The following is a 13,639-nucleotide window of genomic DNA, read 5'->3' as shown; positions in this document are numbered from 1 at the left end:
TCATCCGGCCGGCGACGCGGCGGTCCGCTCCGCCGAGCGGGCGGCCCGGCGAACGTCGCCGGCCGCCAGCGCGAAGAGCGCGAGCGCGCCGGCGAGGGCCGCGTCCACCCCGATCACGAATCCCCGTTCCGACCCGGCGGGCGCCACGGCGACACCGGCGGCAAGCGCCACCGCCGCCGCGAGCGCCATGCCCAGGCGGGCCGACGCCTCCCACCGCACGGCCCACCGGCTCCCCGGCGACCGTCCCGCCGTGAGGCCCGCGCGCAGCCGCCACGCGGCGGCGGCGATGAGCAACGCACCGAGCGCGCCGGCGGCCCCGATCACCAGCCACGGCACGGCGAACGCCCCCGCCCGCCGGGCGGGCGACGACACGCCGCCCGCCGCGAGCAGCGCGAACCCGACCGAGAGCGCGACATGGACGAGGACCACCCGCGACAGGCGACGTCGCAGCTCACTCAGCTCGGCAACGGGCATCGACACTGCCGCCTCCCCTGCTCGGCCCACCCCGCATCGTGCCACGTCGGACGCCACCCGACCCAGGGGTGACCGGCTGCACGCCTTCCTCGACGAGCGGGTCGCCGGAAATGAGGAAGGAACCCGCCCACAAGGAGACCTTGACGGCCCCCGGTCACGACTCCGGCGCGAGGCCGGCGGGGGCGCCCGTCTCCCGCAGCCGGCCGTCGGCGAGCCGCAGCCAGCGGTCCACGCCGATCGCCGCGAGGAACCGTTCGTCGTGGCTGATCACCACGAACGCACCCTCGTACGCGTCGAGCGCGCTCTCCAACTGGCCGACGCTGACCAGGTCCAGGTTGTTGGTCGGCTCGTCGAGCAGGAGCAGCTGCGGCGCCGGTTCGGCGAACAGCACGCAGGCCAGGGTGGCGCGGAGCCGCTCGCCGCCGGAGAGCGCCCCGACCGGGAGGTGGGCGCGGGAGCCCCGGAACAGGAATCGGGCGAGCAGGGTCATCCGCTGCGCCTCCGGCATCGCGGGCGCGTACGCGGCCAGGCTCTCCGCGACCGTACGGTCGACCTCCAGCAGGTCCAGCCGCTGGGACAGGTACGCGATCCGGCCGTCGGCCCGCCTGGTCCGGCCGCCCTCCGGCTGCACGTCGCCGCTGACCACGCGCAGCAGGGTGGACTTGCCGGCGCCGTTCGGGCCGGTGAGCGCGATCCGTTCGGGTCCCCGGATCGTGAGGTCCACCCCGTCACCGGCGAACAGGGCGCGCTCGCCGTAGCGGACCTGCATCCCCTCGCCGTGGAAGACCGTGCGACCGGCCGGCAGGCTGGTGCCGGGCAGTTCCAGCGTGATCCGCTGCTCCTCGCGCAGGGCACGGCCCGCCTCGTCGAGCCGGGCCTTGGCGTCGCCGACCCGCGCGGCGTGCGTCTCGTTCGACCGGCCCGCCGACTCCTGGGCGCCCCGCTTCATGGTGCCGGCGAAGATCTTCGGCAGGCCGGCGCTCTTCAGGTTGCGGGCGGCGTTGCCGGCCCGGCGCTCGGCCCGTTCGCGCGCCTGCTGCATCTCCCGCTTCTCCCGCTTGACCTCCTGCTCGGCGTGGCGGACGTTCTTCTCCGCGACCTCCCGCTCGGCGCGCACCGCCTCCTCGTACGCGGTGAAGTTGCCGCCGTAGGAGCGGAGCTCGCTCCGGTCGAGTTCGAGGATGCGGTCCATCCGGTCCAGCAGCGCCCGGTCGTGGCTGACCAGCAGCAGGCAACCGTTCCAGTCCTCCAGCACGGCGTACAGCTTGCGGCGGGCGTCGAGGTCCAGGTTGTTGGTGGGCTCGTCGAGGAGCAGGATGTCGGGCCGCCGCAGCAGTTGCGCCGCCAGGCCGAGGGAGACGACCTGGCCGCCGCTGAGGGTGTGCAGGGGCCGGTCGAGGGACACGTCGTCGAGGCCGAGCCGGTCCAGTTGGGCGCGGGTGCGCTCCTCGATGTCCCAGTCGTTGCCGATCGTGGTGAAGTGCTCCTCGTCGGCGTCCCCGGCCTCGATGGCGTGCAGCGCCCCGAGCACCGGCGCGATCCCCATGACCTCGGCCACGGTCAGGTCGCCGGCCAGCGGAAGGCTCTGCGGGAGATAGCCGAGCACCCCGTCGACGGTCACGGAGCCGCCGGTCGGCTGGTACTCGCCGGCGATCAGCTTGAGCAGCGTGGTCTTGCCGGCGCCGTTCGGCGCGACGAGGCCGGTGCGGCCGGCACCGACCGTGCAGGACAGCCCCTCGAAGACCGGGGTGTCGTCCGGCCAGGAGAAGGAGAGGCGGGAACAGATGACGAACGCGTCGGACATGCGGAGACCCTCAGGGTGACGTGGGCGCGCCGGGCGCCCTGGGGACGGGATTCGAAGACGACGGACCACGGCCACGGCGGCGGTCGAACGCCTGCCGCTGGCCGGGCACTTCCGGTGTCACCCGGAGATGTCGTCGTCACCCGCCACGTCTGGTCTCCCTGTCCCGATCACTCGCGCCCATCCTAACAGCGCGGCCCGGTGCCCCGGGTACGCGCGACGGCGTCAGAGGCCCGCGCAGGGGTCCTCGCCCAGCGAGCAGTCCTCGGGCGCCCTGGTGAGCTGGTCGACGTCGCGCACGGCGAACGTGAAGGTCCGCGAGCGGCCGGGCGGCACGGGCGGCCCGGTGAAGGTGACGACCTGCCCGTCGCGCCGGTGCTCCGCCCCGCTGACGTCGGTCAGGGAGCCGCCCTCGGCCAGCGTGACGACCACCGTCCAGCCGTCCACCGCCGTGCTGCCGGGGTTGTCGACGACAACCTCGCCGGTGAAGCCGAGCAGCCTCGTCGACACGGTCCGGTAGCGGGCGGTCATGGCGGGGGCCGACGGCGCGATCGAGGTGGGCGTACGCGAGGGCGTCGCCGAGGGGGTCGCCGACGGCGTCCGGCTCGGGCGGGACGGGGTCGGTGTGGCGCTGCGCGTGGGGCGGGCGGAGGGGGTCGCCCGCGGCGTACGACTCGGGATGGCCCTGGCGGTCGGCGACGGCGTCGCGGCCGGGCCGGCGACCGGGTCCGGCTCGGCGGGCAGGACCGCCCACACCGCCGCCCCGGCGGCCAGCACGACGCCGGCCAGCCCCGCGACCAGCAGCGGCCAGCGACGGCGCCGGGCGGCCGGTGCCGGCTCGTCGCCGACCACCTCGGTCACCGGCATCTCGGTCGTCATCCCGGGCTCGCCCCGGCGCAGGTCGACCTGCTGGAAGGCCAGCCAGTCGAGGATCGCCGGCAGGCGCCCCGTCAACGCCTGCCGGTAGGACTCCTCGCGGCGCTCGCGCTGCTCGTCGCTCCAACTGCCGTGCTCCAGCACCTCGCGGACCGACAGCCGGCACCCCTCGGCGGTGGGGGCGACGGCACAGGACAGCCGGCTCCGCCGGCCGCCCTCGAGGCACCGCAACGCGATCAGCTCCGGCTCCCGCCGGTCGGTCACCTCCGCGTCGACGGCGGCGTCGAACCCGGGCAGGCCGGCGGTGAACAGCAGCAGCCGGCCGCGCGACCCGGCCATCGGCTCGACCTCGGTGAACCAGCGGGCGAGCAGAGCGCGATCCGTCAATGCGTGCCACACCCGGTCCGCCGGGTGGAACAGGTCCACCTGCACGTCGATCTCGATCACGGCGCGACTCTACGGGTATCGATCGCGGCCCGCCCCGGACGGGGGGATCCCCACTGTGCGCCGGGCGGGCCGCCGGGGGTGGGCGACCGGCGCCCACCCCTCCGGGGCGCCGGTCGGCGGTCATCCCTTCACGCAGACCACCTGCTTGAGGTGCGCCACCACCTCGACCAGGTCCTCCTGCTGCGCCATCACCTGGGTGATGTCCTTGTACGCCCCGGGGATCTCGTCGACCACGCCGGCGTCCTTGCGGCACTCCACGCCGGCGGTCTGCGCGGCCAGGTCGGCGGTGCTGTACGTGCGCTTCGCCTGCGCCCGCGACATCCGCCGCCCCGCCCCGTGCGAGGCGGAGCAGTACGCGTCCGGGTTCCCCTTGCCCCGCACGACGTACGAGCCGGTGCCCATCGATCCCGGGATGATGCCCAGGTCCCCCCGACCGGCCCGGATCGCCCCCTTGCGGGTGACCAGCACGTCGACGCCGTCGTAGCTCTCCTCCGCCACGTAGTTGTGGTGGCAGCTGATCGGCTCGTCGTAGCCGACGTGCGGGAACTGCTCCCGTACCACCCCGCAGAGCAGGGCGAGCATGACCGCCCGGTTGCGCCGCGCGTACTCCTGCGCCCACCACAGGTCCCGGCGGTAGGCGTCCATCTCCGGCGTGCCGGCGAGGAACACCGCGAGGTCGCGGTCGGGCAGGTCGGTGTTGTGCGGCAGCCGCCGGGCGACCGCGATGTGCCGCTCCGCCAGCTCCTTGCCGATGTTGCGCGAGCCGGAGTGCAGCATGAGCCACACCCGTCCCTCGTCTGCGCCGCCCTGCTCCAGGCAGACCTCGATGAAGTGGTTGCCGCCGCCGAGCGTGCCCATCTGCCGCTGGGCCCGCGTCTCCAACTGCGCCACCCGCCGGTCGAGGCCGGCGAACCGGCGCCAGAAGTCGTCCCAGCCGGCCTGCTCCAGGCCCCGGACCCGGCGCGGGTCGACCGGCTTCTCCCGCTGGTTGAACCCGACCGGGATGGTGGCCTCGATGGCCGAGCGCAGCCCGGCCAGGTCGTCCGGGAGGTCGGCGGCGGTCAGCGAGGTGCGCACCGCGGACATGCCGCAGCCGATGTCGACGCCGACCGCCGCCGGCGAGACGGCCTGCCGCATCGCGATGACCGAGCCGACCGTGGCGCCCTTGCCGAAGTGCACGTCGGGCATGACGGCGACGCCCTCCACCCACGGCAGCGCGCCGATGTTGCGCAGTTGCTGGGCGGCCTGCGGCTCGATGCCGTACGGGTCGGTCCAGACCCGGACCGGCGCGCGGGTGCCCGCGAGCGGGGTGTAGCTCATCGTCGTCTCCTCGTGTCGGGGGCTGGTCGCCGCCGTCGCGGCGGGACCGGAAGGGATCGGGTGACGTCGCCGGGGCGCGGCCGGGACGGAGGTGGGCGGCGATCGGGGGGACGAAAAAGCCGCCCGGCCCCGGTGGGGTGGGCGGCTGCGCGTACGCGCCGGCGCTAGACGCGCCGCCGCCCCCGTTGCCGCCCCTGTCCGGGACGTCGCCGCCCACAGGATCGTGTGCCCGTGGCTAGCGGGGCACCACCGCGCGGCGTCGGCCACACGGCGTCGGTGCGGGCGCGCTGCGACACGGCGTACTCCCCTGGGTCGTCCATTTGACCTTGCGCCGATGACGGTAGGCCGGCCGGAACGGTGACCGCAACGGATATTCGCGTTCCGTTCGGCCGGCACCGAACCGTCCGGCCACTACCGTTGCGCCCCGACGACGCGGCAGATGAGGGTTCGGATGCAACTCAAGCGGCGGGTGGCCGAAAGGTACCGGCAGGTCAACGGCGACCACCCGATGACGGAGGCGGACGACGCGTACGTCAGCGCGCAGTTCGCGGTGCTCGACGAGCTGTGCGCCGCACGCGGGTGCGACGCGGACGACGTACGCCGGCTGATGCTCGACCGGCGGCTTCCGCTACCGGGATACCTGCGCTCCGACGGCGCGGAGATGGTGCCCGTGGACCTGTTCGCGCTCACCGAGCAGGCCGGCGGGACGGACGCGCTGGAGGCGTGGTTCACCGGTCACTGGGCCGAGGAGGACGCCGGCGCCGCGGAGTGGGACGCCTATCTCAGCGGCCGGTACGTCTGCCTGCGGTCGGTCGGCCCGGTCACGATCCGGCGCAAGGACGAGCTGGTGGCGGCCATCCGGGCGGCGCAGGCGGACCTCGACGCCGACCCGACCGACGACGCCACGGCGCTGCGGCTGTCCGCGCTGGTCGACGAACTGGACGCGCTGGCGCCGGCGTTCACCGCGTACGACCGGCTGCGCTTCGGCGGCCCGACCTCCCGGGACACCCACGTCGACGCGGTGCGGGCCCGCCTGCGTGAGCGCCCCTGACGGCGACCGCGGCTGTCATCGGCCCGGGCGGGAACCGACGTAAGCATCACATCGACTTCCCCATCCTTCCCTGTTGTGACTAGATTAGGGAACGATGAGTGAGGAAATGTACTCGGTGGAGCAGGTGGCCGAGCGGCTGGGCCTGCACGTGCGCACCGTGCGGGGCTACATCCGCGCCGGTCGGCTCAGGGCGGTGCGGATCGGCAAGCAGTACCGGATCGCCCGCGCCGACCTCGACGCGCTGACCGGTCGGCAGGCCCCCGCCCGTCCCGTCGGCGGCACGGCGGTGGAGGTGTCGAGCATCCTGCAGATCGACGGCGTCGACCGGGCCGCGGCCGACCGGCTGGCCACGCTCGTCCTGGCCGCGGCGAACACCACCCACCACCCCGCGCACCCGCTGCGCATCCAGACCGTCCACGACGAGGAGCGGAACCGCATGAAGATCGTGATCCTGGGCGGCGCCTCGGCCACCGCCGAATTGCTGCACCTGGTCGACGCCGTGCTCGACGGCGACAACGGCCTGCTCACCGGGGAGGCCGGCGGTGCCTGACGTCATCCAGGAGCGGGCCGGGGTGCCGGTGCTGGTGTGCGACCCGGACGGCCCGCCGGTGGCCACCGAGCAGGACGCGCTGGACCTGATCGGCTCGGCCTTCCTCGGCGCCCAGGTGGTGGCCGTGCCGGTGAGCCGGCTCGACGCCTCCTTCTTCTCCCTCGGCACCCGCTTCGCCGGCGAGGTCATGCAGAAGTTCGTCAACTACCGGCTGCGCCTGGCCGTCGTGGGCGACATCGGGCCGCACCTCGCGGCCAGTTCGGCCCTGCGCGCCCTCGTGCACGAGTCGAACCGCTCCAGCCACGTGTGGTTCGTCCCCGACCTCGACGCCCTCGACGCCCGCCTGGCGCCGCCGTCGGGATCCGGTGGGGCCGCCACCAGGTCGGGCGGGGCGCCGACGCGCGGCTGACCGCCCCGGGGTTGCCGGCGCGCGGGACGGGTAACCGGCGCGGATGAGGCCGGAGGCCGAGCCGGTGGACGTCAACGAGCCGCTGGCCGTCGACGTACCGCCCGCGCCGCACGACGCCAGCGGCGAGCGCGCGCCGACCCGCGACCTGGCCGGGCTGGCACCGCCGGCGCGCCCGGCGCGGCGGTGGCTGCCGCGCCGGGTGGTCGCCACGCCGGCCGCGCTGGACCACCCGCACGGCCGGCGCGTGGTCCAGCGCGTCGAGGCCCTGGGCATCGAGGTCGAGCGGCTGCGCGCCAACCGGCTCACCGGCATCCGCGGGGCCACCGAGCGGGAGACGTACGCGCGGGCGAAGGCGACCATGGCGCTCGTGGTCAGCCCGCCGTCGCGCCGGAAGCTGTAACCCATCGCGCCCAGCGCGGACTGGCGCTTCGACCTGGCGGAGGGCTGCCCGGCGCACTGCCAGTACTGCTACCTCGCCGGCTCGCTGTCGGGGCCGCCGGTGACGCGGGTGTACGCCGACCTGGACGACATCCTCGCCGGCCTGGCCGACTACGCCGGACGGGGCACGGTGACCAGCCGCAGCGCCGGGCGGGCCGCCGAGGGCACCACCTTCGAGGCGTCCTGCTACACCGACCCGCTGGCCCTGGAGCACCTCACCGGCAGCTGGCGCCGGGCGGTGGAGCACTTCGCCGGCTGGGACGCCCCGGTGCAACTGCGCTGGACCACCAAGTACGCCGACGTGGGCACGTTCGTGGGGCTGCCGCACGCCGGGCGTACCCGGGTCCGGTTCAGCGTGAACTGCCGCCCGGTCAGCGAGCGGATGGAGGGCGGCACGGCGTCGGTGCCGCACCGGCTGGCGGCGCTGCGCCGGCTCGCCCTCGACGCTTACCCGGTGGGGTTGACCGTCGCGCCGATCATGCCGCTGCCCGGTTGGCGGGAGCACTACGGCGAGCTGCTCGACGCGGTCGCGGGCGCGGTCGCCGGGGTGCCGGGGCTCGACCTGACCGCCGAGCTGATCACCCACCGGTTCACCCCGGGCAGCAAGGAGGTGCTGCTCGGCTGGTACCCGCGTACGAGGCTGGAGATGGACGAGTCCGCCCGCAGCCGCAGGTACGGCAGGTTCGGCGCGGTGAAGTACGTCTACCCGCGCGACACGATGGCCGAGCTGCGCACCTGGTTCGACCGCGAGCTGGCCGCCCGCCTGCCGGCCTGCCGGGTCCTCTACTGGACGTGAGGATCGGCTACGGTCGACGACCGTGGCCCTGATGCGCGTCGACTTCCACTCCGAGGTGCTCGGTCTCGGCACCTCCATGACCGTGATCCTGCCGCAGCGCACCTCCTCGCAGGTCGGCATGTCCGGTGCCGCCCCGCAGGGCGACCCGCCCGTGCTCTACCTGCTGCACGGGCTGTCCGACGACGACACGATCTGGCTGCGCCGCACCTCGATCGAGCGGTACGTGGCGCCGCTCGGCCTGGCCGTGGTGATGCCCCAGGTCGGGCGCAGCTTCTACAGCGACGAGGAGCACGGCAACCGGTACTGGACCTTCCTCACCGACGAGCTGCCCCGGCTGTGCCACGGGTTCTTCCGGCTCTCGGCACGGCGGGAGGACACCTTCGTCGCCGGGCTCTCGATGGGCGGCTACGGGGCGCTGAAGTGGGCGCTGCGCGACCCGGGCCGGTTCGCGGCGGCGGCGAGCCTCTCCGGCGCGCTCGACGTGGCCGCCCGCCGCCACGCCACCACCGCGCCCCTCGACCCCGCCGTCTGGCACACCGCCTTCGGCGAGCGCACCGTCGGAGGCAGCGACGACGATCTCCTCGCCCTGCTCGGCAGGACCACGGGCGACGACCTGCCCGCGCTGCGCGTCGCCTGCGGCACCGAGGACTTCCTGTACGAGGACAACCTGACCTTCGTCACGGCGGCCCGCGAGCGCGGCGTCCCGCTCACCGTGGACTTCTCCCCCGGCGCGCACGACTGGGCGTACTGGGACGCGAAGATCCAGGACGTGCTGGCCTGGTTGCCGCTGCGCACCGGCGCCTGACCCGGCGGCCGGCTGAGCGGCGCCGGTGCTCGGGGCGGCCCGGCGCTCAGGCCCCGACGGTGCCGTCGACGCCCTCGCGCAGGAGGTCGGCGTGGCCGTTGTGCCGGGCGTACTCGTGGATCAGGTGCAGCATCACCAGGCGCAGGGACACGTCCTCGCCGGATCTGGCGTGGCGGCCGGTCACGTCGAGCGACCCGGCCTCGCGCTCGATGCGACGCGAGTGCGCGACCTCCCGCTGCCAGGCGTCGAACGCCTCGGCGCGGGTGGCGCCGCTCGCGTCGTACGCCACCTGGAAGTCGCCGGAGTCCGACCAGACCAGCGGCACGTCCTCGCCGTCGATGGTCCGGCGGAACCAGGCCCGCTCCACCTCCGCCATGTGCCGGACCAGGCCGAGCAGCGACAGCGTGGACGGGGGCATCGACTGCCGGCGCAGGTCCTCGTCGGACAGCCCGTCGCACTTCATCGCGAGGGTCGCCCGGTGGTAGTCGAGGAAGGCGCGCAGCATCTCGCGCTCGTCCCCGGTGACGGGCGGCCCGATCCGTTCGGTGGCCACTACCCACTCCCCTCCTCGCGTGACGGCACACCCGCCGTCCGACGGTCGGTCGTCTCCGAGCCGGAACGTCCGATCATGCCCGACGTCGCCGGCGCGCGTAGCGTGGGCACGCAGCCGCACGCCCCGGGAGGAAACCGACCGTGACCCTGTCCACCCCCGCGACCGCGCTCGCGTACTTCGGCGTCGACGCCCTGATCGACGACGACACCCGGGACCTCCGGGCCGCCGTGCGCGGCTTCGTCGACCGACGGATCCGCCCGGAGATCGCCACCTGGTACGAGCAGGGCCGCCTGCCCGTACGGGAACTCGCCCGCGAACTCGGTGAACTCGGCGTGCTCGGCATGCACCTGCGGGGCTACGGCTGCGCCGGCACCTCCGCCGTCGCGTACGGGCTGGCCTGCTTCGAGTTGGAGGCGGGCGACTCGGGGCTGCGCTCCCTGGTCTCGGTGCAGGGATCGCTCGCCATGTACGCCATCTGGCGCTTCGGCTCCGAGGAGCAGAAGCAGCAGTGGCTGCCCCGGATGGCGGCCGGCGAGGCCATCGGCTGCTTCGGCCTGACCGAACCGGACTTCGGCTCCGACCCGGCCGGCATGCGGACCCGGGCCCGCCGCGACGGGGACGACTGGGTGCTCGACGGCACCAAGATGTGGATCACCAACGGCTCCGTCGCGGATGTCGCCGTGGTGTGGGCCCGCACCGACGAGGGCGTACGCGGCTTCCTCGTCCCCGCCGGCACCCCCGGTTTCACCGCCCCGGAGATCACCCGCAAGCTCTCCCTGCGCGCCTCGGTGACCTCGGAACTCGTCCTCGACGGCGTGCGGCTGCCCGCCGACGCGATGCTGCCGGAGGCCGCTGGCCTGTCCGGGCCGCTGACGTGTCTCAACGAGGCCCGCTTCGGCATCGTCTTCGGGGCGCTGGGCGCGGCCCACGACTGCCTGGAGACGACGATCGCGTACGCCCGCAGCCGGCAGATCTTCGACAAGCCGCTCGCCGCGTACCAGGCGACCCAGCTCAAGCTCGCCGACATGGGGCTGGAGCTGGGCAAGGGGATGCTGCTGGCGTTGCAGATCGGCGCGCTGAAGGACGCCGGCACCCTCGACCACCGGCAGATCAGCCTGGGCAAGCTCAACAGCGTGCGGGAGGCCATCGCCATCGCCCGCGAGTGCCGCGCCATCCTGGGCGCGGCCGGGATCACCCTCGACTACCCGGTCATCCGGCACTCGGCCAACCTCGAATCGGTGCTCACCTACGAGGGCACGTCCGAGGTGCATCAGCTGATCATCGGGCAGGTGCTGACGGGTCACGCCGCCTTCAAGTGAGCGGGCCGCGCGGGCACGTCCTGTCGCCTCGTCGGCGGCCAGGGGGCCACGAGGTCTCCGGTAACGGGCCCTTCCAGGAGCCAGCTACCGGAGACCTCGCCGTCCGTCGATCAGCGGCACGCCGAGGCCGGATCAGGGACTGCCGCCGGCCGCCGAGACCCGGCGCGGCCAGTCACGATCCGTGAACAGAAGTAGGCGGCGTGGTGCGGCGCAGCCACGGCAGCCGTCACGCCGGCACGCCCGCCACGGCGTCCGCGACGTTGCCCTGGTAGCAGGTGGTGGTGGAGATGCTGGGGGCGGTGACCACCGGGCCGTAGACCACGTATCGCTGGCCCGTCTGCGCGTTGCGGCACTGGATCTGGACCCGGTAGGTGCCGGTGTCGCACTGGGCGGTGCCGCGGCCGTAGTAGTGGCTGCTCCCCTGGTGGACCCACTCCGCCCAGGAGACGCAGCCGGTGACGCCGGCCGTGGGCAGTGGGTCCTCGACGGGGTAGACGCCCTCGGCGACGTTACCGCTTTGACATCCTCTCCGCCCTAGAGGACGGAGATTCCCTCCACGCTGCGCGTGGAAAGCGCAACGTCCGGGTGGGTTACCGCTTCTCTGCGCGTTGCCGGCACGAATGCCGGTCTTACCTGCGCTCCACGGTCGTTTAGCCTGTCCGCCTGTCCGCCGGCCAGGATGTTCTTCGCGGCGTTGACGTCCCGGTCGTGGACAGCCCCGCATGGGCAGTCCCACTCCCGGACGTTCAGCGCCATCTTCTCGCCGATCCGGCCGCAGTCGGAGCACATGCGGGTGGACGGGAACCAGCGGTCCACCCGGCCGAACGCCCTGCCGTACCGGGCGGCCTTGTACTCCAGCATGGCGATGAAGCGGGCCCACCCGGCGTCGTGCACCGACTTGGCCAGCCTCGTGCGGCCGAGGCCAGCAACAGCAAGGTCCTCCACGTACACCGCTTGGTTGTCGCGGATGATCCGTGTCGAGAGCTTGTGCTGCCAGTCCCGCCGGGTGTCGGTCACCCGCGCATGCGCGCGGGCAACCTTCACGACGGCTTTCTTCCGATTCGCGCTGCCCCGCTGCTTGCGGGAGAGATCCTGCTGCAACCGGCGTAGCTTGCGGGCCGCCCGGCGCAAAAACTTCGGGGTGGTCACCTTCGTGCCATCCGAGAGGACCGCGAAGTGCGTCAGGCCCAGGTCTATGCCCACTTCGGCGTCGACCGGCGGCAGCATCTCGTCCTCGGCGGTCTGCACCACGAACGACGCGAAGTACCTGCCCGCCGCGTCCCGGATGACCGTCACGCTGGACGGTTCCGACGGCAACGTCCGCGACCAGCGGACCGTGAGGTCGCCGATCTTCGGCAGCCGCAGCCGGCCGTTGTCGAGAACCTTGAACCGACTGTTCTTGGTGAAGCGGATGGCCTGCCGGTTGTCCTTCCGTGACCGGAACCGGGGCGCGGCCAGCTTCCGGCCCTTGCGCTTGCCGGTGACCGAGGCGAAGAAGTTCCGGTACGCGGTGTTCAGGTCCGCCAAGGCCTGCTGCAACACCACCGCCGACACCTCGCCCAGCCACGCCCGCTCGGGAGTCCGCTTGGCCTCGGTGATCAGACGCCGGGACAGCTCCCCGTCCGAGAGGTACTTCCCACCCGCCTCCCGGGCCTGCTGGCGCAGCCGCAGCCCGTCGTTGAACACCACCCGCGCGCACCCGAACGCCCGCGCCAGCTCGATCTGCTGACCGGGCGTGGGATACACGCGGAACTGGTAACGGAACTGCACGACAAGCACTGTACCATCTTGGTTTATGGCAGAACTTGCAGGCATCCGCACTGGCAGACACTGCGTTTTCGCGATGCACGTCCACTTGGTCTTCGTGACGAAGCTCCGGCACGAGGTGTTCACCGACCGGCACCTGACCCGCATGGAGACCATCATGCGGGACGTATGCCAGAGCTTCGAAGCCGAGCTGGTCGAGTTCAACGGCGAGAACAACCACGTGCATCTCCTGGTCAACTTCCCGCCCAAGGTCGCGGTGGCCCGGCTGGTCAACTCCCTGAAGGGAGTGTCCTCACGCCGACTTCGGCAGGAGTTCCCCGACCTTGTGCGGCACTACTACCGGGCCAACAAACTTTGGTCAGGCTCGTACTTCGCGGGCTCCGTCGGCGGGGCGCCACTGAGCGTCGTGAAGCAGTACATCGAGCAACAGAACCGTCCCGGATCAGACACTGCTCGGGCCTAGCGGCCCTCCCAGCGCGGGCCTTCACCCCCGGCCTGAAGGCCGGAGCACTGGCCCGCATCCCGGTAGCTGTTGCCCTCCTGCACCCACTGCACCCACGTCGTGCAGCCGGTGGTGTGGGGGCGACCTGGACGCCGAAGCCCGACAGCGCCACCGCGTGGGCCGACGCCGGGGCGGCCTGTGCGGGTGCGGCCACGGCGGAAAGGCCGAGGACGGCGGCTGCGACCACCGAAAGCGAATGCCTGATCAAGTCTGTCTCCTGATGGGGGATGGAGGTCCTGCCGAACGGCAGGGACCCATATTTTGAGAAGCTTCGAAGAACGTCGGGTCTGCTGCACCGATAGGTGACATCTGAGATGGCTTGCCCTGTGGGCGGGCTGGAAGGATGTCGCTGTGCCCAAGCCCTACCCCCGAGAGTTCCGCGATGACGTCGTGCGTGTCGCTCGTGACCGCGAGGCGGGAGTGACGGTCGAGCAGATCGCCAAAGACTTCGGGGTGCACCCGATGACCTTGTTCAAGTGGCTTCGCCAGGCCGACATCGACGCCGATGCCAAGCCGGGGACGGCCGGCAGT

13 protein-coding genes and 1 pseudogene are annotated in these 13,639 nt (G+C 73.0%); 8 read left to right on the top strand and 6 right to left on the bottom strand.

Translation table 11 applies throughout. The annotated features are described in order from the left end of the window. From AB0B83_RS17290 to AB0B83_RS17275, 4 genes are all read right to left on the bottom strand, one after another. A complete protein-coding gene (locus AB0B83_RS17290) occupies positions 1-480 on the bottom strand; it encodes a hypothetical protein (RefSeq protein WP_357579032.1) in 480 nt (159 codons plus the stop codon). 148 nt (positions 481-628) lie between these two features. Continuing rightward, positions 629-2,278 (bottom strand): ribosomal protection-like ABC-F family protein, encoded by a 1,650-nt coding sequence (gene abc-f / locus AB0B83_RS17285; protein ID WP_357579031.1) that lies wholly within the window; start codon positions 2,276-2,278, stop codon positions 629-631. 222 nt (positions 2,279-2,500) lie between these two features. Next, the gene (locus AB0B83_RS17280) at positions 2,501-3,598 is read right to left on the bottom strand and encodes an SRPBCC family protein (RefSeq protein WP_357579030.1); all 1,098 of its coding nucleotides are present in this window, start codon (positions 3,596-3,598) and stop codon (positions 2,501-2,503) included. 120 nt (positions 3,599-3,718) lie between these two features. Continuing rightward, on the bottom strand, positions 3,719-4,918 hold the full coding sequence (locus AB0B83_RS17275; protein ID WP_311411120.1) for an RtcB family protein: 1,200 nt from the start codon (positions 4,916-4,918) through the stop codon (positions 3,719-3,721). A 451-nt stretch (positions 4,919-5,369) separates the two neighbouring features. On the opposite strand from AB0B83_RS17275, the gene AB0B83_RS17270 reads away from it, so the two are divergent. The 5 genes and pseudogenes from AB0B83_RS17270 (at position 5,370) to AB0B83_RS17250 (ending at position 8,967) form a co-directional block, all read left to right on the top strand. Next, on the top strand, positions 5,370-5,969 hold the full coding sequence (locus AB0B83_RS17270; RefSeq protein ID WP_357579029.1) for a DUF6058 family natural product biosynthesis protein: 600 nt from the start codon (positions 5,370-5,372) through the stop codon (positions 5,967-5,969). Between the two features lie 94 nt (positions 5,970-6,063). After that, on the top strand, positions 6,064-6,519 hold the full coding sequence (locus AB0B83_RS17265; protein ID WP_357579028.1) for a helix-turn-helix domain-containing protein: 456 nt from the start codon (positions 6,064-6,066) through the stop codon (positions 6,517-6,519). Next, positions 6,512-6,928, top strand: a complete 417-nt coding sequence (locus AB0B83_RS17260; protein ID WP_357579027.1) for a DUF4180 domain-containing protein — start codon at positions 6,512-6,514, stop codon at positions 6,926-6,928. Before AB0B83_RS17265 ends, AB0B83_RS17260 begins: the two co-directional genes overlap by 8 nt. A 43-nt stretch (positions 6,929-6,971) precedes the next feature. Further along, positions 6,972-8,162 (top strand): annotated as a pseudogene (locus AB0B83_RS17255) (spore photoproduct lyase family protein). Positions 8,163-8,184: 22 nt separating this feature from the next. Beyond that, complete coding sequence (locus tag AB0B83_RS17250; protein ID WP_357579026.1) at positions 8,185-8,967, top strand: alpha/beta hydrolase family protein; 783 nt, start codon at positions 8,185-8,187, stop codon at positions 8,965-8,967. 46 nt (positions 8,968-9,013) lie between these two features. Here AB0B83_RS17250 and AB0B83_RS17245 read toward each other — a convergent pair whose 3' ends face one another. Then, positions 9,014-9,520 carry a DinB family protein gene (locus tag AB0B83_RS17245; RefSeq protein ID WP_357579025.1) on the bottom strand — a complete coding sequence of 169 codons (507 nt, stop codon included), beginning with the start codon at positions 9,518-9,520 and terminating at the stop codon, positions 9,014-9,016. A 140-nt stretch (positions 9,521-9,660) separates the two neighbouring features. On the opposite strand from AB0B83_RS17245, the gene AB0B83_RS17240 reads away from it, so the two are divergent. After that, the gene (locus AB0B83_RS17240) at positions 9,661-10,839 is read left to right on the top strand and encodes an acyl-CoA dehydrogenase family protein (RefSeq protein ID WP_357579024.1); all 1,179 of its coding nucleotides are present in this window, start codon (positions 9,661-9,663) and stop codon (positions 10,837-10,839) included. A 534-nt stretch (positions 10,840-11,373) separates the two neighbouring features. On the opposite strand, the gene AB0B83_RS17235 is transcribed toward AB0B83_RS17240, so the two are convergent. Next, positions 11,374-12,609: a transposase gene (locus AB0B83_RS17235; protein WP_357579023.1), complete on the bottom strand. Its 1,236-nt coding sequence runs from the start codon at positions 12,607-12,609 to the stop codon at positions 11,374-11,376. A 25-nt stretch (positions 12,610-12,634) separates the two neighbouring features. Here AB0B83_RS17235 and tnpA point away from each other — a divergent pair, with 25 nt between their 5' ends. Together tnpA and AB0B83_RS17225 are read left to right on the top strand one after the other, a co-directional pair. Then, the gene (gene tnpA, locus AB0B83_RS17230; RefSeq protein WP_357579022.1) at positions 12,635-13,069 is read left to right on the top strand and encodes an IS200/IS605 family transposase; all 435 of its coding nucleotides are present in this window, start codon (positions 12,635-12,637) and stop codon (positions 13,067-13,069) included. A 390-nt stretch (positions 13,070-13,459) separates the two neighbouring features. Then, positions 13,460-13,639: transposase (locus AB0B83_RS17225; RefSeq protein WP_357579021.1), on the top strand; the 180-nt coding region annotated here is incomplete at its 3' end.

The organism is Micromonospora sp. NPDC049060 (assembly GCF_040649055.1).
Taxonomy (GTDB): Bacteria; Actinomycetota; Actinomycetes; order Mycobacteriales; family Micromonosporaceae; genus Micromonospora; species Micromonospora reichwaldensis.
Note: the sequence above shows the minus strand (reverse complement) of the source record. Positions and strands in the feature narration are given on the sequence as shown.